Source organism: Paenarthrobacter sp. NPDC091711 (assembly GCF_044756605.1).
GTDB lineage: Bacteria > Actinomycetota > Actinomycetes > Actinomycetales > Micrococcaceae > Arthrobacter.
In genome coordinates, this window is record NZ_JBIVTF010000011.1 from 28,453 (window position 1) to 52,402 (window position 23,950).

General features: G+C 63.1%; 20 protein-coding genes. 13 read left to right on the top strand and 7 right to left on the bottom strand.

Translation table 11 applies throughout. The features are described 5' to 3' along the window. Positions 1-62: 62 nt before the first annotated feature. Complete coding sequence (locus tag ACIQH5_RS15995) at positions 63-2,033, bottom strand: primary-amine oxidase (RefSeq protein WP_400405112.1); 1,971 nt, start codon at positions 2,031-2,033, stop codon at positions 63-65. Between the two features lie 117 nt (positions 2,034-2,150). Here ACIQH5_RS15995 and ACIQH5_RS16000 point away from each other — a divergent pair, with 117 nt between their 5' ends. The 3 genes from ACIQH5_RS16000 (at position 2,151) to ACIQH5_RS16010 (ending at position 5,922) form a co-directional block, all read left to right on the top strand. Then, on the top strand, positions 2,151-2,678 hold the full coding sequence (locus tag ACIQH5_RS16000; protein WP_400405114.1) for a hypothetical protein: 528 nt from the start codon (positions 2,151-2,153) through the stop codon (positions 2,676-2,678). 21 nt (positions 2,679-2,699) lie between these two features. Further along, positions 2,700-4,196: an aldehyde dehydrogenase gene (locus ACIQH5_RS16005; RefSeq protein ID WP_400405115.1), complete on the top strand. Its 1,497-nt coding sequence runs from the start codon at positions 2,700-2,702 to the stop codon at positions 4,194-4,196. A 217-nt stretch (positions 4,197-4,413) separates the two neighbouring features. Next, positions 4,414-5,922, top strand: a complete 1,509-nt coding sequence (locus tag ACIQH5_RS16010) for an APC family permease (protein ID WP_400405117.1) — start codon at positions 4,414-4,416, stop codon at positions 5,920-5,922. Positions 5,923-6,033: 111 nt separating this feature from the next. Here ACIQH5_RS16010 and ACIQH5_RS16015 read toward each other — a convergent pair whose 3' ends face one another. Then, positions 6,034-7,383: an MFS transporter gene (locus tag ACIQH5_RS16015; protein WP_400405119.1), complete on the bottom strand. Its 1,350-nt coding sequence runs from the start codon at positions 7,381-7,383 to the stop codon at positions 6,034-6,036. 261 nt (positions 7,384-7,644) lie between these two features. Between ACIQH5_RS16015 and ACIQH5_RS16020 the strand changes: the two genes are divergently transcribed. The 5 genes from ACIQH5_RS16020 (at position 7,645) to ACIQH5_RS16040 (ending at position 13,746) form a co-directional block, all read left to right on the top strand. Next, positions 7,645-8,946 (top strand): cation:proton antiporter, encoded by a 1,302-nt coding sequence (locus tag ACIQH5_RS16020; RefSeq protein WP_400405122.1) that lies wholly within the window; start codon positions 7,645-7,647, stop codon positions 8,944-8,946. A gap of 289 nt (positions 8,947-9,235) precedes the next feature. Beyond that, positions 9,236-10,537 (top strand): ice-binding family protein, encoded by a 1,302-nt coding sequence (locus ACIQH5_RS16025; RefSeq protein ID WP_400405125.1) that lies wholly within the window; start codon positions 9,236-9,238, stop codon positions 10,535-10,537. A gap of 85 nt (positions 10,538-10,622) precedes the next feature. Next, positions 10,623-11,315 (top strand): class F sortase, encoded by a 693-nt coding sequence (locus ACIQH5_RS16030; RefSeq protein WP_400405127.1) that lies wholly within the window; start codon positions 10,623-10,625, stop codon positions 11,313-11,315. 40 nt (positions 11,316-11,355) lie between these two features. Then, on the top strand, positions 11,356-12,576 hold the full coding sequence (locus tag ACIQH5_RS16035; RefSeq protein WP_400405130.1) for an alpha/beta fold hydrolase: 1,221 nt from the start codon (positions 11,356-11,358) through the stop codon (positions 12,574-12,576). Positions 12,577-12,603: 27 nt separating this feature from the next. Further along, positions 12,604-13,746 (top strand): App1 family protein, encoded by a 1,143-nt coding sequence (locus tag ACIQH5_RS16040; protein WP_400405133.1) that lies wholly within the window; start codon positions 12,604-12,606, stop codon positions 13,744-13,746. 3 nt (positions 13,747-13,749) lie between these two features. Here the strand turns inward: ACIQH5_RS16040 and ACIQH5_RS16045 are convergent, their stop codons facing one another. The 3 genes from ACIQH5_RS16045 to ACIQH5_RS16055 form a co-directional block, all read right to left on the bottom strand. Next, positions 13,750-15,474, bottom strand: a complete 1,725-nt coding sequence (locus ACIQH5_RS16045) for a PHP domain-containing protein (RefSeq protein ID WP_400405135.1) — start codon at positions 15,472-15,474, stop codon at positions 13,750-13,752. 105 nt (positions 15,475-15,579) lie between these two features. Beyond that, the gene (locus ACIQH5_RS16050) at positions 15,580-16,620 is read right to left on the bottom strand and encodes a metallophosphoesterase family protein (protein WP_400405138.1); all 1,041 of its coding nucleotides are present in this window, start codon (positions 16,618-16,620) and stop codon (positions 15,580-15,582) included. Positions 16,621-16,735: 115 nt separating this feature from the next. Beyond that, complete coding sequence (locus ACIQH5_RS16055; protein WP_400405141.1) at positions 16,736-17,863, bottom strand: LacI family DNA-binding transcriptional regulator; 1,128 nt, start codon at positions 17,861-17,863, stop codon at positions 16,736-16,738. Between the two features lie 181 nt (positions 17,864-18,044). Between ACIQH5_RS16055 and ACIQH5_RS16060 the strand changes: the two genes are divergently transcribed. Genes ACIQH5_RS16060 through ACIQH5_RS16080 form a run of 5 tightly spaced genes read left to right on the top strand, consistent with a single transcriptional unit; the run spans position 18,045 to position 22,748 of the window. Then, a complete protein-coding gene (locus ACIQH5_RS16060) occupies positions 18,045-18,911 on the top strand; it encodes an ABC transporter substrate-binding protein (protein ID WP_400405144.1) in 867 nt (288 codons plus the stop codon). A 32-nt stretch (positions 18,912-18,943) separates the two neighbouring features. After that, the gene (locus tag ACIQH5_RS16065; RefSeq protein WP_400405147.1) at positions 18,944-19,732 is read left to right on the top strand and encodes an amino acid ABC transporter permease; all 789 of its coding nucleotides are present in this window, start codon (positions 18,944-18,946) and stop codon (positions 19,730-19,732) included. Then, positions 19,729-20,535 (top strand): amino acid ABC transporter ATP-binding protein, encoded by an 807-nt coding sequence (locus ACIQH5_RS16070; protein WP_400405150.1) that lies wholly within the window; start codon positions 19,729-19,731, stop codon positions 20,533-20,535. The genes ACIQH5_RS16065 and ACIQH5_RS16070 overlap by 4 nt, the downstream gene beginning before the upstream one ends. Next, complete coding sequence (locus ACIQH5_RS16075) at positions 20,535-21,596, top strand: Gfo/Idh/MocA family oxidoreductase (RefSeq protein ID WP_400405153.1); 1,062 nt, start codon at positions 20,535-20,537, stop codon at positions 21,594-21,596. The genes ACIQH5_RS16070 and ACIQH5_RS16075 overlap by 1 nt, the downstream gene beginning before the upstream one ends. A gap of 39 nt (positions 21,597-21,635) precedes the next feature. Further along, a complete protein-coding gene (locus ACIQH5_RS16080) occupies positions 21,636-22,748 on the top strand; it encodes an NAD(P)/FAD-dependent oxidoreductase (protein WP_400405155.1) in 1,113 nt (370 codons plus the stop codon). 13 nt (positions 22,749-22,761) lie between these two features. On the opposite strand, the gene ACIQH5_RS16085 is transcribed toward ACIQH5_RS16080, so the two are convergent. Together ACIQH5_RS16085 and ACIQH5_RS16090 are read right to left on the bottom strand one after the other, a co-directional pair. Further along, on the bottom strand, positions 22,762-23,196 hold the full coding sequence (locus ACIQH5_RS16085; RefSeq protein WP_400405158.1) for a SipW-dependent-type signal peptide-containing protein: 435 nt from the start codon (positions 23,194-23,196) through the stop codon (positions 22,762-22,764). Positions 23,197-23,308: 112 nt separating this feature from the next. Beyond that, positions 23,309-23,917 carry a TasA family protein gene (locus ACIQH5_RS16090; protein ID WP_344763160.1) on the bottom strand — a complete coding sequence of 203 codons (609 nt, stop codon included), beginning with the start codon at positions 23,915-23,917 and terminating at the stop codon, positions 23,309-23,311. Between the last annotated feature and the right edge of the window lie 33 nt (positions 23,918-23,950).

Below are 23,950 nucleotides of genomic sequence, written 5' to 3' on the forward strand. Positions count from 1 at the left end.
ACCGTGAGCACCCTACCACTGCGGGAACGCCGGGGCGCGCTCCCGCAGTGCGGATAAAACCGTTAGTGTCCGCAGGAGCCGCCGTTTTGCTCCGCAGGTGCGCAGTGCCCGGTGGTAGAGGAAGGCACATTCAGGGTGGGGTTCTGATCGAAGAAGCCGTGGGGCTTCAGCGTGAACCCGGTGGTGTCAACGGGCATGATGGGCCAGTCCTCGGGACGGGGGAAGTGGGTCAGGCCAAACGAATGCCACACCACGAGGTCCTGGCCATCGAGGTCGCGGTCCTGAGCCACGTAGCTGGGAAGCCCGGCACCTCCCGGGTGCTGGTTGACGAAGTTGCCGGCGGCGTAAAGTTCGTCCTCGTCGTGCTGCGTGACCCACAGGTGGTGCTTGGCAAAGGCGGCCCGTGAAGCGATGGAGGAATCATCGGCCATGGCCAAGGTGGGGTTGCCCTCCGGGTAGAGGGTGTAGCCCACAGGGTGGCCGAGGTGGTTCAGCGAGTCCGGGTTGCTGATGTGCCACACCCTTCCCTTGGTGCCATCGGCGTCGCGAACTGCTTCCGATTCACGGGTCAACGCCGTGCGCTTCTGCGTGAAGGCATTACCGTGCGGGTTTCCGGGCCCTTTGGGCAGGCGCACCAGGTCCAGTTCCTCAACCCGGTTCGTGTCGCCGTCGATCATCATGTCCAGCCGGGCGCTGAACAGGTGCTGGTGATAAGGGGCGCCAAGGCCCGGGGCGATCTCCGAGGCGTAGGCGTAGTCCTTGTCCGGAAGCGCTGCCGTGAACACGATGCCCGTGGCTTTCGCTTCAAACTCGATGGTGCCGTCCAAGTAGAGGTACCAGTAGAAGCCGTAATCGTAGTTACCCACAGTGGTGAAGAAGGAGACAACCAGCCTGCGGTTGCGCCGGACCTCGTTGGAGCCGGCCCACTCATCCGTGTGCTTCCACAGGATTCCAGCGTCTTCCTCGTGGATGCAGATGCCGTTCTCAATGGTCCGCGGGTTGCCGAAGTCATCGGCCACCACAGGGGACATGTAGGTGATGTCGCCCAGGCAGTCGCAACCAAGCTTGAGGGAGTTGGCATCCCGGCCCACCAGGTACTCGCCGGAATCGAAGTAGTTCTGCCAACTGCGATAGGGGGACGGGTCACCGTAGGGGACCACCATTTCGGAGATGGACGCGCGGTGAACCACCGGGCGGCGCCGCCCCTGGTGCGAGTGGTGGAGTTGGTGGAGCACTAAACCTTCACGGGCATCGAAGCCTACTCGCAGGTCCCAGCCGGCCCATGAGAGGTGATTGCCCTCCAGCGTAAAGCTGGGCCCTTGGGGCTGGGTGATTTCTATGGGTTTCAGGTCCGTGCGGAGTTCGCCGTGAATTGCCGGGTCCGTGTAATTGCCGTTGACTTCCGGGACTGGAACCGGTCCGTCGTCGATCAGGTGATTGACGCGTCGGTTTTCCACGTCAACAAAAGCCACCAACCCGTCGATCGGGTGGGCCCAGGGGTGGTCTGCGGGGTGGTCCTGGCGGAATCCGAGGCCGCGAAGCAGTCGTTTGCCTTCCTCATTCCCGTACTCGAAGACGCCCGCGGACAGGGGAGCGACGCGGACCTGCGCCGAGGTCAGGCCGCGGCTGGCCAGAGCTGCAATCCACTGTGGATCTGCCGCCAGGATGTCCTCGATGATCCCGAATTCCTCAAGCAGGACCGGCAATTGGCCATCGATCTGCGGGTTCAGTTCCCGCCTTTCCAGCACCAGGCCAGTGGTCAGGGACAGCCTGACATCCAGGGAAAGTGACCGCGCGGCGTCCCAGAGCATTGCCCGGACCAGGCGGGGGGCGTCTACAGCATCTCCCTGGAGGGTGGCTTTGGGTGGCTCGATCAGCCCCAGGTAAGCGAAGCGGGTGGTTTCGGCGACGAGGCCAGCCTCTGCCAGAATCCGGCGGGCCTGTTGAATTTCCCGTGCCGAGAGCTGCTCAAGCGGATGCTGCCCCAGCGGAGCCTGCATCGTTGCGGCCGAGGGGGTGGTCTGAAGGGTCATGGCACTTCCTGAAGTCGATTTTTGATGGTACAACTGTTCAACCAACGCTTTGATGTTACCCACCTCACAGGCCGGCGTAAAGTCCCGGACCAAACATCGCCGGCAGCCAGGAGAATCATGAACCAACAACCCCGCCCACCCTGGCGGCGCGGCACCAGCACGCCCGATACCGCCGGCGTTGTCGGCTTGGGTCTTGTCAGCGCGGGCCTTGTCAGCATGGCCGCCGCGGGCAGTGCTGTAGCCCACGTTGTGGTAGCCGTCAGTGGGCCGGCGGGTGCGATGGCTTGGTGGATGGCGGCCATGGGTGCTGCGTGCCTGAGCTGCATCGCTCCCATGGTGGGATTCCCCGCGCGAAGACTGCGGCCCTGTGCCCGGCAGGCTGCGCCACGCGCTGCGGGACACCTCCTGGCCATGAGTGCAGCCATGATCCTCATCCATCTGGTCCTCCTGCTCGGACCTGGCAGCCTGTCGGGAACTGCCGGCCTGTCGGGAACCGCCGGCGGCCACCACGGCCTCATCCACAGCTCAATCACGGCGGACCACCAAACATCCATGCTCACGCTCATTGGCGTTGAACTTCTTTGCCTCATTGCTGCTTCGGCGGCTCTGCGCATGGCCCGCACCCAAACACCACCCCGAAACTAGAAACCCACCTCAGGAGTCACCATGAACACCACGTCCACCACGCTCTCCCTCGACTGGCACGGCCGTGCCGATGCCCTGGCCGTAGATGGCAGGGCCTTTGTCGATGGCCGCCGGGTAGCGGCCGGCACCGGCCTTACCCGTCCCACGATCAGCCCGATTGACGGCCGTGTCCTTGCTGAGCTGGCTGCTTGCACGGCCGCTGATGTTGATCGCGCAGTCACAGCCGCAAGGCGCGCCTTTCCTGCGTGGGCGCGATGCGGGGCCGAGAAGCGGAAGGAGCTGCTGCTGTCCTTGGCTGCCCTGATGGAGCAGCATGCTGATGAACTGGCTCTCCTGGAGACGCTGGACAGCGGAAAACCAATACTCCAGAGCACAACAGTGGATGTGCCCGGTGCCATCTCCACGCTGCGTTGGTACGCGGAAGCGGCGGACAAGCAGAACGGGGAATTGCCAGCAGTTCCGCCTGGAGCAACAGCGTTGGTGACACGCGAGCCGCTGGGGGTGGTGGCGGCGATCGTTCCCTGGAACTTCCCGCTGGAAATCGCGGTGTGGAAACTGGCTCCAGCGCTCGCCTCCGGCAACACTGTGGTGCTCAAGCCCGCCGAACAGACCTCGTTGAGTGTGCTGCGCCTCGCCGAGTTGGCCGCTGAAGCGGGTCTCCCGGATGGTGTTCTGAACATCATGACCGGCACGGGCCGCGAAGTGGGCGCGGCTTTGGCAAACCACATGGACGTTGATGCGCTGGCCTTCACGGGCTCCACGGCCGTTTCCCGGACCCTCCTGGAAGCCTCGGGGCGCAGCAACCTCAAGCGGCTAAGCCTCGAAGCGGGCGGCAAGAGTTCCAACATCATCTTTGCTGATACGTCAGACCTGCGTGAAGCGGCCGCCAAAGCCGCCTTTGGGGCCTTCTACAACCAGGGGCAAGTCTGCTCGGCGAACTCCCGGATCCTGGTTCAACGGGACATCCATGACGAATTCGCTGCCCTGCTTGCAGACGCGGCGTCGGGCTATCGCCCCGCGGATCCTTTGGCTGGCTTGGAGGGCAACGGTGCCCTGATCAGCAGCGCCCACGCGAACGACGTCGAAGGCTGGATTCGGCGCGGCCGCGCCGAAGGTGAGGTGCTTTTCGGCGGTGAGCGGCGCGAAATCCGGGGCTCCGACGCCTATCTTGAACCCACCTTGCTGGGCGGGCTTGGGCCGGATCACGACGTCCACCGGGACGAGATTTTTGGACCGGTGGCTGTGCTGCACGCTTTCGACTCGGAGGAAGAAGCGGTGCGTTTGGCCAATGCCACAGATTACGGATTGGCCGCGTCCGTGTGGACGTCCAACCTGTCCCGCGGCCATCGGGTAGCGGGGGAGCTGCTTGCCGGAACGGTCTCGGTCAATACGGTGGATGCGCTGGGGAATACCACCCCGTTCGGAGGCTTCAAGCAGTCCGGATTCGGCCGCGACCTCTCCCTGCACGCCTTCGATAATTACACCGCGACGAAGACTACGTGGATCCAGTTCGGCTGATCATGGGCATCTGAAAATCCGTTGATGTGCATCGTTATTCCATGGTTTACGTGATGCAACTCACGCGCCTACGCTGGGTCTCACAGTGGACCGGAGCCGCCACGTCAACGTAGACGCGGGTCCGCCCGTCCCTCCCTTTCGCACCAGTCGTCAAGACACCTTCCCTTCCCACCCTTCCTGCTCAGTAGCAAACTTAAGCAGTAGCAAAGGATCGATCATGGATCACCCAGTAGCCTCAACGCGACTCGCACAAGAGCAAAGCAAGCATCTGCAAAAATCCCTGGGCCGCTTCGACATTCTGTTGTTGGTAGTTGCAGCCGTCATCTCAGTGGAGGTCCTGGGCCAAGTCTCCGGCTTCGGCGGGGAGACCTTCACCTGGACGCTCATCCTGGCCGTCACGTTCATGGTTCCTTATGGGCTCATTTTTGCCGAGACCGGCGGGGCTTTCACCGAAGAAGGCGGCGTCTACGTGTGGACGAAGATGGCGTTCGGCAGGGTGGTCGCAGCCATCACGTCCCTTTTCACTTGGGTGACCCAGCCAGTCTGGGTGGGTGGCGCCATGGCCTTCGTCGCAGTGGAGACGTGGTCCGAGTATGTGGGCCACGTGGACGCGGGCAGCCCGGTTGATTATCTGTTCAAGCTGCTCTTCATCTGGATCACGGTGACGTCCGCAATCATCAGCTTGAAGCACGGCAAATGGCTGCCCTCGCTGGGTGCCATCCTCAAGGTGGCGTTCCTGACCTTCTTCATCATTGTCACTATGATTTACGGGCTGCAGCACGGATTCAACGGCCTGGACCTGGGCTTCTTCTCGCCAACGCTTGCCGGTTTCCTGGGCGTCACTCCGCTTCTGCTATTCTCCTTCCTTGGTTTCGAGTCCGGAAACAGCGCCGCCGGCGAAATGAAGAACCCGGCCAAGGACGTTCCCATTTCGGTAGCCCGGTCCTCCATGATCGCCGCCGCGAGCTACCTGCTTCCCATCCTTGCCATCCTCCTGGTGGTACCGCTGGACCAGATCACCGGAATCGGCGGGCTGTTCGGGGCAATCGCCACCGTCTACACAGTCTTTGGTCCTGCTGCTGAGATCATGTTGTCGGCGTCCGCTGTGGTCTTCTGCTTCATCCTGGTCTCGCAAGGTGCTGCATGGATGATCATCAGCGACCGCATGCAGGCCATGGCTGCGGCGGACGGCTCCTTCTTCGGAGGATTCTTCGGCCGCTTCCACCCCAAGCTGGGCACGCCTATTCGCGTCAATACGCTCTCCGGCGTGGTGGCCACGCTGTTCATGCTCGCGGCCATGCAGCTCAGCGGCACCAGCAGCGCACTGTTCGGAGTGGTTCTCTCCATTGCGATCTCCACGTTCCTGCTCAGCTACCTGATGGCAATCCCGGCAGCGGTGAAGCTCCGGAGCAAGTATCCCCAGGTTGACCGCCCCTTCAAGGTGCCGGTCTCCGATGCAGGTTTCCGCATCCTCGGGTACATCTGCTTCGCGTGGATCCTTATCGGTTCCTGGGTAGCCATTTTCCCGGGCACACTGGATGTGCTCTTCGGCTTGCCGTACAACTTCGAGGCGACGTGGGGCGTCTCGCAGTTCACGTTCGAAGCCTTCGCACTCGGCACCCTTGGCTGCATCCTGGCCCTGGGATTCGTGGGATATGCCCGCGGCAAAAAGGTGCGGGATGCCGTGGCGCCGGTCAGTGAGAAGGCTGAGCTGGTCAACGACTAACTGCGAGATCACCCGGGACGCGCGAGATCGCGGGACCCGTGCGAAATCGCCGGAAGGTTGCCATCGATCTGGCAGCTTTCCGGCGATTTCGGCGATTCAGCGGGCGGGGCGCTAGCGGGTTTCGAGGTCCTCGAGCGATTTGCCCCTGGTGTCCGAGGACAGGAGGGTTGCTACGGCTGCGACGAGGCAGATGCCGAGCGTGGTCAGGCCGATGACCAGGGGGATGTTGGCTGAGCCCGGGGGAGCGATCGCCGTGAACAGGCTGGGGAAGAAGGAAGCGATCATAAGCCCGATGTTTTGGGAGACCGCGAAGCCGGTGACCCTCATCCGCATGGGGAACTGCTCCTGGAAGAACGTGGCAAAGGTGGCGTTCCACATCTGGAAGAGGATGCCCTGAACGATCACGACGCAGACGAACACCAGGGCCAGGCTGCGCTGTTCGATCGCCCACAGGTATCCCATGGTCAGCAAACCACCGGCAATGCCACCGGCAACCATCAGGGAACGCCGGCCAATCTTGTCCGAAAGGGCGCCGAACAGCGGGATGGTCAGCACTGCGGCCACGTTGGCTGCCATGGTCACCCAGAGGAACTCGCTGCTGGAGAATCCGATGCCGTAACCCTTTTGGGTGGCGAAGGAGACGCCGAAGATGAGGGTGGCCATGCCAATGACGTTGGTGAAGGTCATGATGACGCAGCGGACCAGAACCCAGGGGTGGGTGCGCAGGAGGTCAACCAAGGGGAAGCGTCGTTTGGCGGTGGTGTCCTCGGACTGGGCCAGGTAGGCGGGAGGCTCTTCAACTCGGCGGCGGATGACGTAGCCTGCGATGATCACCACGGCGCTGAGCAGGAACGGCAAACGCCAACCCCACGAGTGGAACTGCTCGTCAGGGAGGAGGGCGGCGAGCGGAATCAGTACCGCTGTGGCGAGAATGGATCCCACCTGCGTACCCTGCAGGCTGAAGCTGGCGAAGAAGCCGCGCTTCGCGTCGGGGGAGTGCTCCACGATCATCGCACTGGCGCCACCGAGTTCACCGGCGACGGCGAATCCTTGGATCAGACGCAGGATCACCAGAAGGACGGGGGCCAGGAGGCCCACCTGTCCGTAAGTGGGTAGGAGGCCGACGGCGAAAGTAGCGAAGCCCATGAGCAGCATCGCGAAAACGAGCACCTTCTTGCGCCCGTGCCTGTCACCGTAGGCGCCCAGGATCACGGCGCCGAGCGGCCGGGAAACGTATCCCACGGCGTAGGTGGCCAGTGAGGCGATGATGCCGACGGTGGGATTCTCCGTGGGGAAGAAGATGGTGGGAAACAGGAGTGTTGCCGCCAGCGAATACAGGGCGAAGTCGTAGTATTCCAGCGCGCTTCCGATCCACCCGCTCATGGCGGCCTTCTTCGGATCTTTCCGTCCCGTGGTGGGTTCGGGAGAGGTGCTGAGGTCCCTCCGGTGCGTGACTGTCACGTCGCTGTACTCCTCTGGCGTCGTTGGCAAGGAACAAGAACTCTTCCCATCCAGGACTGAACAAAGTGGTTATTCAGCGTGAGGAAGGTTACATCTTGAATCGATTCATAAATCATAGGACGTGACGTGCGCTACGTCAACGCGCGACGGCAGGGGTGTGCTCAGGGCAGGGGGTGATAAGTAGTCTTAGCTTTTATCCTGTAATGTGCGGCGGACTACGTCTACCACGCGCCGTCAGGCTCGTCAGGAAGAAGACTATTCGTGTTTGAAGTCCCCAGCATCTTGTTCCTCTCGGCTGGCTTCGCGGTACTGGCCGCCGCAGTCCTGCCGAAATTGTTGCGCCATACGCCGCTCTCCATGCCCATGGTCTTCCTGGGCAGCGGAATTCTGGCCTTCACCCTGCTTCCTGACTTGCCGGACCCGGACCCTGTCCTGCACGCGGATTTCGCGACGCACCTGACCGAAGTGTGCGTCATCATTTCCCTCATGGGAGCCGGGCTGGCCCTGGATAGGCCGTTCCGTTGGCGTGGCTGGTCCACCACCTGGCGTCTGCTCGGAATCGTCATGCCTTTGTGCATCCTGGTGATGACCTTGCTCGGACTGTGGGTGCTGGGGCTGGGCCTTGCTGCTGCCATCCTGGTGGCCGCTGCGATTGCCCCCACGGATCCGGTGCTGGCCTCCGAAGTCCAGGTGGGACGACCTGCAGATGCCGAAGAGGACCCGGACGAGGACGAGGTCCGCTTCGCTTTAACCTCCGAGGCAGGCTTGAATGATGGCCTTGCCTTCCCGTTTGTGTACTTGGCCATTCTCATCAGCCTCGTGGGAGCATCTCCGAGTGCCTGGGTGGGGGAATGGGTTGGCCTGGATGTTGTGTGGCGAATAGCTGTTGGCGTTCTGCTCGGTTTCGGAACCGGCAAACTCCTCAGCCTGATCTTCTTTGCGGCCAAGCGTAAGAGTTTCAGGTTGTCGGACCACTCCGAGGGTTTCGTGGCGCTCGCTGCCACTTTCCTGGCGTATGGGGTGGCCGAGATGGTGGAAGGGTACGGGTTCGTTGCAGTCTTCATCTGCGCGGTGACAATCCGTTCCGCTGAGCGCCACCACTCGTATCACCAGGTTCTTCACGGCTACGTAGAGCAGCTCGAGCGCCTAATGACTGTAGTGATCCTGGTGCTCCTTGGTGGGGCCATAGCCCGCGGACTCCTGGAAGGGATCGGGTGGACGGAGCTGTTGGTGGCCCTGGTTTTCATCCTGCTGGTCCGGCCTTTGTCTGGATGGCTCGGGTTGATGGGCGGGAAAACCGGCCCGCGGGAGCGGCTGGCCATCTCCTACTTCGGTATCCGCGGGATCGGCTCGCTCTATTACGTGGGCTACGCGCTGACACACGGAAACTTCGACGCCGAGGCGCGCGAGCTTTGGGCCTTGATCGCTTTGGTGGTGACGCTGTCCATTGTGGTGCACGGGGCCACTACTGCGCCTCTGATGAATCGACTCGATGAACTTCGGCTCGCTGCGGCACGCAATCAGCATGGCGATGAAGGCAAGGCGCCGACAACCGCTGTTTAGGCCCCGCCAGCCCGGACGTGCCGATGTTTGTCGGGAACGTGGATAAATTTATCTTTATTTTTAGGCAGGCGCCTTTGCATCAATTAGTCAGCACCCTGATGGTCTGAACTGGGGCGATGCAATTTTGGGCCCTGTAAGCCGGGTTCCTGCGCATACGGCCGCCCTCATTTTGGCCGGATTCTGCCCTAGGCAGGCAGTACTTGCGGGCGTACAGTCCGCTGTATAGCTCCCCCGCATCCTGTTGGGCAGTTGCTTTGGGGCGCTTGCCCCGCCGGGGGAAGGAACTGCCATGCACCATAGCTCTGCGCGAAGAAATCCACGAACACCATCGACGGGATCGGGCCGTCGCCGCACCACCGTGTCAGTGGGGGCTGCCTCTGGAGTTCTTCTCCTTGCAGGCGCCATCATGCTGCAACAGTCGCCTGCGTTCGCAGCCACACCGGTCAACTTGGGTACGGCGACGTCCTACTCCGTCCTCGCCGCCACAACCGTGACCAACACAGGGCCAACTACCCTCCAAGGAGACCTCGGCCTGAGCCCAGGCACGGCCATCACGGGATTTCCGCCGGGCATCGCCGCTGGAACCACCCATGCAGCTGATGCGGTGGCACTGCAGGCTCAGTCTGACCTGACCATCGCCTACAACAATGCCGCGGGGCAGCCACTCACAACCAGCGTCTCCGGAGATCTGGTGGGCCGGACGCTTGTTGAGGGCGTCTACAAATCCACGTCCTCCTTGGCGCTTAGCGGGCAGCTCACGCTGGATGGTCAAGGCAACCCCGGCTCTGTCTTCGTCTTCCAAGTCGCGTCGACCCTGATTACGGCCTCAGCCAGCAGCATCGTCTTCATCAACGGCGCCCAAGCCTGCAACGTGTTCTGGCAAGTGGGCAGCTCAGCCACCCTGGGCACAGCCTCAAGTTTCAAGGGAAGCATCCTCGCCCTGACGTCCATCACCGCTCAAACCAACGCTGTGGTTGAGGGTCGGCTCCTGGCCCGAAACGGGCAGGTCTCCCTCGATACCAACGTGGTGACCACACCGGCCTGCAACACGACACCCCCCACCTCGGCGCCCCCTGGCACGGGAACCGCAACGGCGACCGCCACTCCAACCGAGACGGCCACACCCACCGAGACGACGACGGCGACCGCTACGGTGACGCCGACGGAGACGACGACGGCGACCGCTACGGTGACGCCGACCGAGACGACGACGGCGACTGCAACAGTCACGCCAACGGAGACGACGACGGCGACTGCAACGGTCACGCCGACCGAGACGACGACGGAGACGACGACGGCGACTGCTACGGTTACGCCGACGGAGACGACGACGGCGACTGCTACGGTCACGCCGACCGAGACGACGACGGCGACCGCGACAGCCACTGCCACGAATCAGTCAGTGCCCTTGGCCGGAACGGGCAGGAACCAAGGCGCGAACGTGGACACCGCCGTCGCTTTGTCCCGTACAGGCGCCACGAATCCAACGTCCATGCTCGGAACTCTCTTTGTGGGTCTCGGTGGGGCGGGCATGGTCTTCCTTGCAACGCGGCTGCTGATGACCGGGCGCAGGGGAAGCCAGAAGGAGTAATACCGTGCGGCGCCACGCTGTTCAGCGGAGGCGGCATCGCGGCAGTCTTGTTCCGGCGAGGCTAGCAGGGCAGCGGTGGGGTGGGGTGGCGCTCGCGGCCCTCCTCGCCGCGGTCCTGCTGTCTGTGGGGTTTCCGGGATGGTGGTCACCGCAGGAAACGTCCAGTAACTCCCGTCCCGCAGCCGTTGCGGCAGCACCCCGGCCGGCAGCAAGCACCGCGGACTCCCCGCTGCCAAGGAGTCCCTCGGCCGTACCCACGGAGTCGGAGTCGGAGCCGGCGCCGCAATACCAAGTCCCGGGTGAGGTAGCTGCTGCGGGGGCTGGCGCTCCTCCGCTGCACATCAGTTATGGCGCGGTGGGGCTTGACCAGGGCATACTGCCTTTGACGCCGAGCCCGCAGGAGCTGTCGCTGAATTCGATCGTTCCGCCCCACACCCCGGACGCCTATTGGCTTAGCCCCTACGGCATGCCCGGCGAAGGTTCAACGAACACCACCTATGTTGTGGGACACAGCCTGGAAGGTGGCAACTCTCCTTTCAACAACATCAGCGCCCGTGCGAAAGCGGGTGATCTGTTGAGCGTCACCACTGCCGAGGGGAGGCTGGAGTTCGTGGTGGACGAGGTGACCACTGAGTACAAAGCGACGTTGCGGGACAGCAGGATCTGGGACATCGTGCCGGGCAGGCTCATTCTGATCACTTGCTATGCGGCCGATCTTTGGGGGAAGAACATTATTGTTCAGGCAAGCCCCCTGACAGGAAAGCCCTCCGCGCCGTAGATTTCTCGGTACAGCTCCCACTACCGAATCGAGGGACGCCTTGGACAAGCGCTCGCGCCGAAGGACCATCGTCCGCAGGGTTCTTCTGGCCGCGCTCATCATTGCGGCAATAGCGGTGGCGCCTGGCGCGGCCCGGTTGATCGACTTCGGTGTCCGCGTGGGGGAGGGCGCCGCCGTTGAGTCAGCCGTGGCACCGTTTTACCTTGCACCTACTCCTGCACCGGAATCCGCTGCCCCGGGAACAATCGTCCGGCAGGAACCTGTGGTGGGTGCGCCGGGCGGAGCCAAAGCATGGCGGGTTTTGTATCACTCCACCGATGTGGACGGTAAGGACACTCTGGTTTCGGGACTCGTCATCGCTCCTGCAGCACCTGCCGCCGATGGAAGCCGCACGGTGGTGTCGTGGGCGCATCCCACCACGGGTACAGCACCGAGGTGCGCGCCCTCCAGCGGAATCGCACCGTTCGTGTTCATCGAAGGACTTTCAGACCTGCTCGCCGCGGGCCACGTGGTGGTTGCTACAGATTATGCCGGGATGGGTATTGCGGGCCCGCCGTCGTTTCTTATTGGGGCGACGGAGGCGGCCAACGTCCTGGATATTGCCCGGGCGGCGCGGCTGGTTGAGGGCATAGGTGCCGGTGACCGTGTAGTCCTGTGGGGCCATTCCCAGGGTGGGCATGCGTCCATTTTCGCTGCCCAGCGGGCGGCGGACTATGCGCCCGAATTGACCATCGCCGGCGTCGCGGTTGCGGCCCCGGCCACCAACCTTGGTGCGTTGCTCAGCGCGGACATAGGGGATGTCTCAGGGGTGACCATTGGTGCGTATGCCTTCACCTCTTACGCGGAGGCTTATTCGTCCCGGCTCCCCGCCGATCCCCTGACCACGGTCCTCACCCCTGCCGGTGCATCCGCCGCGCCCGGCATGGCCAAACTTTGCCTGTTGGGCCAAAACAGTGAACTTCATACCATCGCGAACCCCCTGATCGGCTCCTTCGTTCTGGGGGACCCCACCAAGATTCCTGGGTGGAGCGAACTTCTTACGGAGAACACCCCTGATGAGGCCCCACTGCCCGTGCCCCTGTTCGTGGCCCAGGGGGCGAAAGACACGCTGGTCCGCCCCGAAATTACGGCCGCGTTCGTCGCCTCCCAAACGCAGGCCGGGACCGCCGTCGAGTCCCATGTCCTGCCGGACGCCACTCACGGGACGGTGGCCCTGGACGCCTTGCCCTCCTTGATGAAGTGGATGGGCTCACTGCGGTAGGAGGCCGGGCCGTGGAAGACTGGACGCATGTCTTCCCGTCCCAAGAAACCGCGCCCCCAGTCCGACGCCGTTGACAACGGAGGCCCCACGCCGCTGAGTAAGGGGCGCCGTCACCTCGCCATGAGGCTCGACGACGCGTGGCTCGGTTTTCAGACGCGTCTCGCGATCCGGCGTGGCCGGGTGGAAACCGTCATCCCGTACACCGGGTATGGGAGCACATCCTGGGTTCGGGTCCTTGCGCGTGTGGTCCGCAGTGACCCCCGGGACGCTGCAGGTCACTCCAATCCGTTGCAGGAAAGCATGCGGGGCTGGCGCAACTTCACCAGTGCGCCAGTGGCCCACGCTCGTGTGAACGTGACTATTGCCGGCACAGTTTTTGATGTGAGGGCTGACCGCGGCGGCGTGGTGGATGCGCGTATTCCGGTAGCTCTCGATGCTGGCTGGCACACCATTTCCCTCCAGTCCGGAGAGTCCCAAACCGTGGAGGCTCCCTTGGAGATCGTCGCGGACGATGCCGATTTCGGCGTCGTCTCTGACATTGACGACACCGTGATGGTCACTGCATTGCCGCGTCCGTTCTTGGCCGCGTGGAACACTTTTGTCCTCAACGAGCACGCGAGAACCCCCACGCCGGGCATGGCAGTGCTGTACGAACGGATTGCCCGGACGGCTCCGTCCGCTCCAGTGCTGTATCTGTCCACCGGGGCGTGGAACGTGGCACCAACGCTGTCCCGGTTCTTGTCCCGCAATCTTTATCCTGCCGGGCCCAAGCTGTTGACCGACTGGGGTCCCACACCTGATCGCTGGTTCCGTAGCGGTCAGGAGCACAAGCGGACCTCATTGGAACGCCTCGCGGAGGAATTCCCCAACATCAAGTGGCTGCTGGTGGGCGACGACGGTCAGCACGACGAAGCGATCTACTCCGAGTTCGCCCATCGTCATCCCGCCAATGTCAGGGCAATCGCGATCCGCCAGCTCTCCGCGGGTGAAGCGGTGCTGGCCGGTGGACGGTCAAAGACCGGCGGCCAGCCCACGCCCGGTGTCCCGTGGGTTTATGCGCCGGACGGGGCTGGAATGTCGGCACGGCTCGAAGAACTGGGCGTCATCCGGAACGAGGTCCGGTCCGCCGACGATCCCGAGGAAGGCGACCTCACCGCGGCCTCGGAGTAACCACTACGCGACGTCGATAAACACCGGGTTGGCGTAGAACCACGTGTCCGTCCAGGGATCGGCGTCGCCGAGGTTGTCACCATGACGGATGGGGCCGGCAGGATCCACGGACGCCCCGTAGTAGCCTGCACCGTGGCGGTTTCCATCGCTCCCACGAAGGCGGAAGTAGCAGGACTTTTGCACGTCCTTGATGACGTGCCTAATGGTGAACGTTCCGGTGCGCCCGGACACATCGATCTGCTTCCAGACGGTGGTCTCGGGGGCCTTCAAGGCGTCGCGGTCCGCAGCGGCACCCGTCACTGCGCCTCCAATCACATCTACGTGCGCGAGCTTTGGCATGATGCCCGCGAAGTTGCGGTATTCCGTCGTCGTTATGGTGATGGAAATTTCGACGTCGGCACCTCGCCTCACCTGCAGGCGGGAACCCAAGGTGACGCCGTTGCGTCCGTTGCCGTTACCAGCGCCGTTGCCGCGCACCTCGCGGACCCGCACATCGAGGCCCTGGAGAAGGTGGCCGTGGTCCACCCACATACGGCCATTGCGCATAGCTTCCAGAACGCCGGTGTAGGAGCGCTTGGTGACGCCGGTGTGAAGGCGGCTGAACTGACCCGGCCAATAGTCGCTGCCACCTTGCTTTTCGCCGGTGTCGAACGGGTCGGGGCGCTTGCCGGTGACTGACCAGCGGTCGAACTCGTTGGGCAAGCTGAGGTACGGCTCTTCAGCCGGGTAGGGGCCGGTTTTCCAGGTGTCCTTGACCGTGAGGTGATTGTCCGAATTGGACGTGATCCAGAACGGCAGGCCTTCGGCGAGCATGGAGTCCCACACACCGCCCACGGTTGCGGTGGCCCAGTCGAAGCCGCCGTAGGGCCGGAAGGCATCCGCCGGGTAGCCCGGGAAACTGTATTGGGTGGGGTTATTGGTGTATTCGCCGCGTTGGTCGCCGGCCCTGGCGAATTGGCTGATGCCGGATCCTTGTGCGCCGGGCGCACCTTCCATGCCGATCATCACCTCACGGGCGGCGTCACGCCATGCGCGCAGTTCGTGCGGGGAATCGATGCCCAGCCGCATGGGGTGGTTTGCCAGGGCCACGACGTCGTCGATGTAGCCGGAGCGTCGCTGGTTGGCCAACCAAGCGATGGCTTCCACAGCCTTGCGCTCGAACGTTTCCACTTGGGCCGTTCCGGCGGTTGGCTTCTCCCACTGGTTCAGCTTCCCGTCCCACACCAACTCGAAGGTGCGCAAGAGGTTCACTTCGTTGGGGCCCGGAGCAACAAGGACCGAGGCATGCTCTGCGCCAGGGATGTACCACTCGAGGCCTTGGAAGATCAGCAGGTCAGGGCGAGCAGCCCGCTGGGCCTTGATCTCCTTGTTGGCGTTGACGGCGCCGCCGTTGTTGGCGTGGCCGAAATTGCTGTGCTCGGTCAGGGCTACCCAGTCAACGCCGTAGGCCTGGGCGGTGTCCAGCTGCTGCTTGATCATGTACTTCGCATCATGGCTGTACTGGGTGTGAACGTGGTGATCGCCCACCAGCCATTTCAGTTGGGGGTCGTTCCCGCCCGGGTTCGCCACCGCGGGCCGCGCCATCGCTGCCGAAGCGGCAGTGCCGGCGGCCAGGATGCCGGCAGACTGAAGGATACGCCGTCGGCTTAGCCCCATGGTCTTCAGCTCAGCATCGGCCAGCTTTACACTCCGGCTGTGGGTGGTGGTTTCTTCTTCTGCCGTGCACATTAACGTCTTCCCTCTGTTGATTCCGATCCCCCAGCGGGATCACAGTAGGGAAGCGGGATGGCAGGAAGGTTAACCGGGCGGGAACGGTTGGGGGTGCGGGATCCGCTAGAACAGCGGGATCTGGACTTCCTTGATCCATTCACCCCGGCGGTAGTCGCGGGCCTTGACCACCACGCAGTCGTTGTAGACCTCTACTTGCAGTCCGCTGGCTTCGCGGCCATCGAGGGCGCGCTCGCCGCCTGCACCGTTGTCCTCCCAGAGCGTCTGAACAGCACCGGTATTGATGACCTGGAAGCCCTGGAGGTTGCCGGTGCCGGGAACTGTCCGGCGGACTTCCCAGTCAGCCAGCTGAAGCGCCCAGTGGGTGTGGGCCGTGAAGACGAAGACGTTCTTGTACTTGCCAAGAATGCCCAGCAGCCGGTCCACCTGCAGGTAATCCTTCTTGTACAGGTTGTTGCGGGTTCCGGAGACGGTGTCCGGGAACGGGTGGTGGGTGAACACCATGACGGGCTGGTTCCTACGGTCCCAGTAGGCCAGACGCTGCTCGAACCAGACGATCTGTTCCTCGCTGAGCCACACCTCGTCCCAGAGCGTTGTGTCGTGGTAGTGCATGTACTTTTCCGTGCCCAGGATCAGGCCGGGGACACCGCCAAGGTCGATCTCGGTGTACACCTTGTCCCGTCCGGTGAAGGTGAAGAAGCTCTGGAAGAGGGACGCTTCCGTGGTTCCGTTGGGCCACGTGGCTTGGGCAAGCGTGGCGGGGTTGGAGTACTTGGGAACATAAAACTCGTGGTTGCCGATGGCCCATTGCACGTTGGCGGCGTGGGTGTTGGCATCCAGTACCTTGCGCACTGCCTCGTACTCAAAGTCGTAGCCCCGTGGGGTGATATCGCCATTCACCACCAAGCCCGCGCTTCGTCTGCTGGGATTGGTTTGTTCAATGTCCTTGAGCGCCAGGTCAAAGTCGCCCAGATCTCCCTGGATATCGCTGATGACGGTGAAGACAGTGGGCTTGCCGGAGGGCCGGTTGCTGCCGTGTCCGTTTCCGGTTGCCTGCGCTGGAGAAGCGGCGACGGCGGTGGCGCCCATGGTGGCCAACCCTGCGATAGATGCTGCGATGGCAGAGCGGCGGCTGGGGGAAGTCATGATGGAACCTTTCACTCAAGGGATGCGTAGACCCTCAGAATGTAGGTACCTCCGATGAATTGCCGGCTAATGGACAGTGGCTGACTTGTCATGACAGGTTGACCATTTGGTGACCTCAACCCAGCGTGATGCTGTTCCTTGCTCGAATCCCGGCGTCAGGTTGTCTAGTCAAGTGGGCGTTCCTGGGCGCTCCGACGGATCCGCGGTGAGTCAAAGTCGCCACCAACTCCGGGCCGGGTCCTGTCGCTTTTCTACCCTCGATCCGCCGGATCAGTGCCGAGGCCGCGGCGATTCCCATGTCGTAGACGGGCTGAGCTATCACGGTGAGCGGGGGAGTGGTGAGCCGGGTCCAAGCGAAATCGTCGTACATCAGGAATGAGACGTCATCCGGTATGGATAGCCCCGACTTTTGGATTGCTTCCACAACGCTCAAGGCGATCAGACCGTCGGAGGCGATGATGGCCGTGGCGGCGTCAGGCCCGCGCAACAGGTCTTGAGTGATGCTCCTGATGGAATCGGCGTCGCCGGCATTGAGCCGGATCAGGTCCGTGGGGTAGGGAAGGCCCGCGTCGTCGAAAGCGCGGTGGATTCCGTCAAGGCGGTCTGAGATCTGCGAGGAGTCCAGTGTCATCCCGGGAAAATAGGGGACTTCGGTGCGGACCGTGGAGACAAAGGCAATCCGGCGGTGCCCAGCTTCGATCAAGTGCGCAGTGGACTCGTAGGAAATGCTTCCCATGTCCACCGCAAAGGTCTCCACATCAACCCCGGCAGCGGCGCGGTCCAGTAGTACCAGGGGCCGGCCGGACTCGCGGACCTGTTGCAGATGCGAGGTTTCCACGGAAGAAGCAGGGGCCACAATGAGCCCGTCCACGCGCTTGTCCAGCAGCACGCGGACGGCGTCCACTTCGGCAGCCCGTTCCTCGTCCGTGTTGATGAGGATGACGTTGTAGCCGCTCTTTTTTGCGGTATCCGTGATACCCCGCATCGCGAGCCCGAAGTGGGGGTTTTCAATGTCGCCCACCACCACGCCGATGGTGTTGGATTTGCCCGTGTTCATGCTGCGCGCAAGCTCGTTGGGCCGGTATTCGAGCTCTTCGGCTGCGGCGAGGACGCGCTCGCGCACGTCATCGCTGACCGCACCGTAATTGCCCAGTGCGCGGGCGGCTTGTGCTTTGGACACTTTTGCGGCTTTGGCGACGTCGGCAACCGTTACGTCCCGCCGTCGGGATCCGTCAGTGCTCATGTTCACCTTTCACGAGGGGTGTTGACGCGGCTTTGTGACTTCCGCTACATTTCTAATCAATCGATGTGAGTCCGGTCTCAATCCTAGGGGCTGAGACCGGACTCAACAAGACCCAACATCGAGTAATAACTTCCAGCGGCTCCTGACAGCACCGCTTTCCCTCCCACGATTGGACAACGCTGTGATCAAACTGAACTTCCGCCCGGCAGCGCTCGCAGCAGCAGCCTTGGCGGCCCTTCTTGCCCTCTCCGGCTGTGGTGGATCGTCCGCCAGCTCATCACCATCCGCCGACAACCCCTACGGCCTGATCGAATCCGGAACCATTCGGGTGGCCAGCCTCGGCGACTCCAAGCCCTACACCTTCACGGACGCCTCAGGTAACTTCACCGGCTTCGACGTGGAACTCTTCAAGGATGTGGCCCATCGCGCCGGTGTGGACAAGGTGGTCTTCACCGGACAGGACTTCTCCGGCCTCCTGGCGGCCGTGGCCAACGGCCAGTTCGACGTCGGTGTGGCAGCTATCGGTATCACGGACAAGCGCAAGGAAACCGTGGACTTCTCCGACGGGTACCTCGCCGGATACCTGACGGTCATCACCACCAAGAACTCCGGCATCAATGACGCCGACGGCCTCAACGGCAAGCGCCTGGGCGTAGTCCAGGGCACCCTGCAGGAAGCCTATGCCGTGAAGAACTTCACCTCGGCGCAGCTGGTCCGCTTCCCGGACAACAACACCGCCATCTCAGCAGTCAACAGCGGTTCCGTGGACGCCCACTTCCTGGACTACGAGGCCGCCAAGGAGTACCAGGAGCAGTTCGGACTGGTAAGTGCCGCGGACATTCCGTCCTTCGATGCCCCGGCCGGCTTCGCCATCGCCAAGGACAAGCCCGCCTTCAAGGAAGCCTTGAACAAGGGCCTGGCCGAGGCAATGGAGGACGGCACGTGGAAGAAGCTCTACGAAAAGTGGTTCCCGGGCTCACCGATGCCGGAGCAGTACCTCCCCAAGGCCGAGCAGACCTCCAGCCCGGCACCTACAGCCAGCAAGTAAGCATCCCAACACCTAACGTCTGAGAGCATTCAATGGATTGGCTCAATACCATCAGCCGCACGTTCTTCGACTTTGACGCCATGGTCGAAGTGCTGCCCCAGCTCCTCGGAGTTGGCCTCCTCAACACCCTGATCATCTCCATCGCAGCAACCATCCTCGGCGTAGTGATGGGCATGGTGGTGGCGGTCATGGGAATCTCGCGGTCCAAATGGCTGCGCATCCCGGCAAGGATCTATACGGACCTGTTCCGTGGCCTGCCCGCCATCCTCACCATCCTGCTGATCGGCCAGGGTTTTGCGAGGTTGAGCCAGTCGGTCTTCGGGCCCTCTCCCTATCCGTTGGGAATCATCGCCCTGAGCCTCATCGCCAGCGCTTACATCGGAGAAATCTTCCGGGCCGGCATCCAGAGCGTCGACAAGGGCCAGGGGGAGGCTTGCCGCGCATTGGGCATGAGCTACTCCAAGTCCATGGCCCTGGTGGTGGTGCCGCAGGGGATTCGCAGGGTTTTGCCGGCCTTGGTGAACCAGTTCATTGCCATCGTCAAGGACTCGTCATTGGTCTACTTCCTGGGCTTGTTGGTCAGTGAGCGTGAACTGTTCCGGGTAGGCCAGGACGCAGCAGTACTGTCCGGCAACCTGTCGCCGCTGGTCATGGCAGGCGTCTTCTACCTGATCATCACCGTGCCGCTGACCCACTTGGTCAACTATTTCGACAACAAGTTCCGCACCGGCCGCCGTCGTCCCACGGCACCTACCAGTGGGCTGAAGGAAGTCAAGGAACTCGATGCGGCCTCGCCGCTCATCACCGGGAGCAACACGTGAACCTCACAAGCAGCAGCAGCGCTACCAGCACCAACCAGCCGAGCACCAACCAGCCAAGCCAGGACATTGAAAAGTTCCACGGCTCCAGCTTGGAACTGCAGAACCTGACCATGGCCTACGGGGATGTTGAAGTGCTCCGCAATATCAGCCTCAACGTTGCACCGGGAACCACCACGTGCATCATCGGCCCCTCGGGTTCGGGCAAGTCCACACTCCTGCGCGGCGTCAATCGGCTGCATGAGCCCAAGAGCGGGGACGTGCTCCTGGCCGGCGAAAGTGCCCTGAAGGTCAAGCCGGATATCCTCCGGGCCCGCATCGGGATGGTGTTCCAGCACTTCAACCTGTTCCCGGACCATACCGCCTTGGAAAATGTGGCGCTGGCCCTCTGGAGCGTCAAGGGAATGTCCAAGTCTGAGGCCAGGGAACGTGCCCGGCGCCGCCTCGCCGAAGTGGGCCTCGCCGAACGCGCCGACCACCGGCCACGGGACCTCTCCGGCGGACAGCAGCAACGTGTGGCCATCGCCCGGGCACTGGCCATGGAGCCCGAGGTCATGCTCTTCGACGAAGCTACCAGCGCCCTGGATCCAGAGCTCGTCAAGGGTGTCCTCAACCTCATGGCCGGCCTCGGACGCCGCGGAATGACCATGCTGGTGGTCACCCACGAGATGGGCTTTGCCCGGAAAGTGGCGGACCAAGTGGTGTTCATGGATGAAGGCGAAGTGGTGGAGATCGGAACCCCCACTGAGCTCTTCGACAACCCGCGCAGCGAACGCCTGCAGCGCTTCCTCTCGGAAGTCCTGTGATGGGCGGGACGCCTGTGGAGGGCAGGTCAGCAGCGGCACCCATCCGGACCGCCGTCGTCGGGTTTGGCGTCTCGGGCAAGGTGTTCCATGCGCCGCTGATTCACGCGGACCCGGACTACTCCCTGGACGTCATCGTGACGGCGGACCCGGAACGCGCCGCTGAGGCTGCCCGCCTCTACCCGCAGGCGCGGATTGTGCCTACGCCGGAGGATATGTTCGCCCTGGCGGATCACCTTGACCTGGTGGTCCTGGGAACGCCGCCGCTCACGCATCGTGAACTCGGTGCCACAGCAATCGCCCACGGGCTCAATGTTGTGGTGGACAAGCCTTTCGTCACCACGGTTGCCCACGGTGAGGAGTTGGCAGCCCGCGCGTCCGACGCCGGTGTGCAGCTCACGGTGTTCCAGAACCGCCGGTGGGATGCCGACTTCCTGACGCTGCGGAAACTTCTGCGGGAAGGCGCCTTGGGTGAGGTGCGGACGTTCGAGTCGCGCTTTGAGTGGTGGCGGCCGGAGGGTTTTGGGAACTGGCGCGATTCAGCCACGTTGGCTGAAGGCGGCGGCATCCTCCACGATCTTGGTGCCCACCTGATTGATCAAGCCATCCAGCTGTTCGGCCCTGTGGAGGAGAGCTACGGGGAGACCACCAACCATGGCCCGCACCCGGAGGCAGCGGACACCGAAGCCTTCGTGTCCCTGCGTCACGAGTCGGGCGTCCGGACACGGCTGTGGATGAACGGAATGGCCGCCCAAGTTGGCCCGCGCTTCCACGTGCTCGGCTCCAAAGCCGGCTATACCAAGTGGGGACTCGACAGCCAGGAACCCGCACTCGCAGCCGGCATCACGCCGTCGGACGCCTCCTACGGCGAGGAACCCCAGGAGTCCTGGGGGCTGCTCGGAGTAGACGGATCAGCCACGCCCGTCCCGGCGGAAAAGGGCGACTACCCGCAGTTCTACAGGGAACTCGCCGCCGCACTCCGTGGGCAAGGAGCACTACCTGTGCAGCCGGCCGAAGCGCTGGAAACCCTCAAAGTCATCGAAAAAATCCACGCCTTCGCCTAAGCACGTTTCACACCTTAGAAACCGAAAGAGAGATCACCCATGTCCTCCACCAAGCACGTTGCCGTCATCGGAGGCGGCATCCTGGGCGTATCCACCGCCGTCCACCTGCTCCGCCAAGGTGCTTCGGTCACCCTCCTGACTGAGCAGGGCCTGGCAAGCGAAGCCACCGGCCGCTCGCTGTCCTGGCTCAACTCGGCGGGCGAGCGCTCCACGCCATACCACCAGCTGCGCGTGGCCGGCGTCGATCGTTACCGTACACTCTTCGCCGCGGACCCCAACCGTGAATGGCTGCAGTTCGGGGGCGGACTCATGTGGAACGCCGCCGGCCAGGGCGATGTCACCCAAGCCCGCCACGCCTATGAGAAGTCCATCGGCTACGACTCCAAGCTGCTGGCTCCTGAAGAGATCGCCTCGGTGACGCCCGGCATCGATTCCAGCGCAGTCCCGGAGAACGCCATCTTCAACCCCGGCGAAGGATGGGTCAGCCTCCCGGACCTGGTGAACTTCCTGATGGAGGAATTCCACGCCTTGGGCGGCCAGCTGGTCCTTAACGCCGGCAAGGCCTCAGTGAAGGTCGACGGCGGACGGGCCACCGGCGTCGAAACCACCGGCGGTGAAACGTACCCCGCTGACGCCGTGCTGGTTGCCTGCGGCGCGGCGACCCCCGCCGTCGTCAAGCCTCTGGGTGTGGAAATCCCCAACGGTTCACCGGTTTCCATGCTGGTGGTCACCAAGCCTGTGGAGCACCAGGTCACCACAGTGATGAATACTCCGCGGGCAGCTGTTCGTCCGAATCCGGGCAACACTTTTGCCTTGGATCACGACTGGTACGAAGAGAGCATTACGGAGCACGCCGACGGTACTTTCACCATCCCGGATGACGTTGTCCAGGAGCTGGCGGACGAGTCATCCAAGCTCATTGCGGGGAATCCCGAACTCAAGCCGGCGTCCTGGAAGATCGGCTACAAGCCCATCCCCGGCGACGGCGAACCGGTCTTCGGTGAACTCGGCCAAGTGCCGGGCTGCTTCGTGGCCTTCACCCACTCGGGCGCCACGCTGGGCCTCATCGCCGGCGAATTGTTGTCCGGTGAGATCCTGAGCGGCGAAACGCACCCGATGCTGGCTACGTTCAGGCCGAGCCGTTTCTCCTAAGCCGCCCAACCGTTCAGCAGGTCATGGTGCCTTTGAGGGGCTTACCGGTCCAGGAATTGTTGGAGCCGGGAACCTTGTAATAGCCGCGGACTTCGTAGCTCCAGGTGCCAATGATCTCGATGCCGGAACTGTACGTTCTTCCCGCGGCCTGGCTGAGGTCACCGGTGAACTCGAGGTTGCCTGAGCGGTCATAGACCTTCACCTCGTAGTAGTTGGCATTCGCCACCGCTCCGTAAGAATTCACGGTGACCACTGTTTGCAGGCCGAAGGTGCACCGCATGGTCACGTTTGCGGTAGCCGGAGCGGGAATGATTGCGGCTGAGAACTGTGGGGTAGCGCGCTCGCTGTCCGTGAAGGCAGCCACAGCGGCCGTAGGCCCTGCTATCAGACCAAGAATTACGACGGCGACGATCACCAAGGCACGGAGGAAACTGTTCCGCGGTGTCATGGTGATGGTTCTCCGTTCTGGTGAAGTGGCAGTGCTTGACGTGATACTCGCCGGGCCTGATCGGGCTGGGGGGAAAGGAACCGGTCAGACCCGGCGGGGTAGGTGGTGTTGCTTACTTGGTGGTTTCGGTGCGTTGGGTGCCGGTGAAGGCGAAGGCGATGGTGGAGGTGGCGCCTTGGAAGTCGTTGTTCGCGGTGGTGGGGAACGCGGTGGTGACTTTGAGGTTGTCGGTCTTGGCCGAGGTCAGGGAAGTGAGGTTGGCCAGGGCTTTGTTCGCTGCGATCACGGGGCCGGAGGCCAGGACCGTGCTGCGAGTGCCGGTGCAGTTGTAGGGTGCGGTGGCGCCGGTCCAGGCAACGGAGCAGTTTTCGATGGTCAGTTGCAGGCCGTTGGTGGCGTCGGTGGTGAGCAGGGAGCCGGTGGCGCCGGCGGAGGTGGTGAGGGTGACGTTGTTCAGGTCCGAGTTGCCGGTGTTGGCCAGGGTGACGAGTTTTTCGACCTTGTCGCCGGGCAGCAGGCCTGCGACGGGGACGTTGAGGGTGTTGGCCGGTCCGGGTGCGCCCAGGGCGATGGTGACGGTTCCTGCGGTGACGGCCTGGGAGGCTGAGGTGGAGGAAGTGAACGCGCCGTAGGTGCCCATGCCGGCGACGGCGGCTGCGGTGCCGACCAGTGCGACCGAAGCGAGGATCTTGCCGGAGGTGGTTTTGAGGCTGATGGCCATGGGGATCAGTTTCCTTTCGGGAGGCCACCGCGT

Coding starts and splice junctions, on each gene's coding strand:
- ACIQH5_RS15995 (WP_400405112.1), bottom strand. CDS start 2,033: ATGACCCTTCAGACCACCCCCTCGGCCGCAACGATGCAGGCTCCGCTG.
- ACIQH5_RS16000 (WP_400405114.1), top strand. CDS start 2,151: ATGAACCAACAACCCCGCCCACCCTGGCGGCGCGGCACCAGCACGCCC.
- ACIQH5_RS16005 (WP_400405115.1), top strand. CDS start 2,700: ATGAACACCACGTCCACCACGCTCTCCCTCGACTGGCACGGCCGTGCC.
- ACIQH5_RS16010 (WP_400405117.1), top strand. CDS start 4,414: ATGGATCACCCAGTAGCCTCAACGCGACTCGCACAAGAGCAAAGCAAG.
- ACIQH5_RS16025 (WP_400405125.1), top strand. CDS start 9,236: ATGCACCATAGCTCTGCGCGAAGAAATCCACGAACACCATCGACGGGA.
- ACIQH5_RS16040 (WP_400405133.1), top strand. CDS start 12,604: ATGTCTTCCCGTCCCAAGAAACCGCGCCCCCAGTCCGACGCCGTTGAC.
- ACIQH5_RS16045 (WP_400405135.1), bottom strand. CDS start 15,474: ATGTGCACGGCAGAAGAAGAAACCACCACCCACAGCCGGAGTGTAAAG.
- ACIQH5_RS16050 (WP_400405138.1), bottom strand. CDS start 16,620: ATGACTTCCCCCAGCCGCCGCTCTGCCATCGCAGCATCTATCGCAGGG.
- ACIQH5_RS16055 (WP_400405141.1), bottom strand. CDS start 17,863: ATGAGCACTGACGGATCCCGACGGCGGGACGTAACGGTTGCCGACGTC.
- ACIQH5_RS16065 (WP_400405147.1), top strand. CDS start 18,944: ATGGATTGGCTCAATACCATCAGCCGCACGTTCTTCGACTTTGACGCC.
- ACIQH5_RS16075 (WP_400405153.1), top strand. CDS start 20,535: ATGGGCGGGACGCCTGTGGAGGGCAGGTCAGCAGCGGCACCCATCCGG.
- ACIQH5_RS16080 (WP_400405155.1), top strand. CDS start 21,636: ATGTCCTCCACCAAGCACGTTGCCGTCATCGGAGGCGGCATCCTGGGC.
- ACIQH5_RS16085 (WP_400405158.1), bottom strand. CDS start 23,196: ATGACACCGCGGAACAGTTTCCTCCGTGCCTTGGTGATCGTCGCCGTC.
- ACIQH5_RS16090 (WP_344763160.1), bottom strand. CDS start 23,917: ATGGCCATCAGCCTCAAAACCACCTCCGGCAAGATCCTCGCTTCGGTC.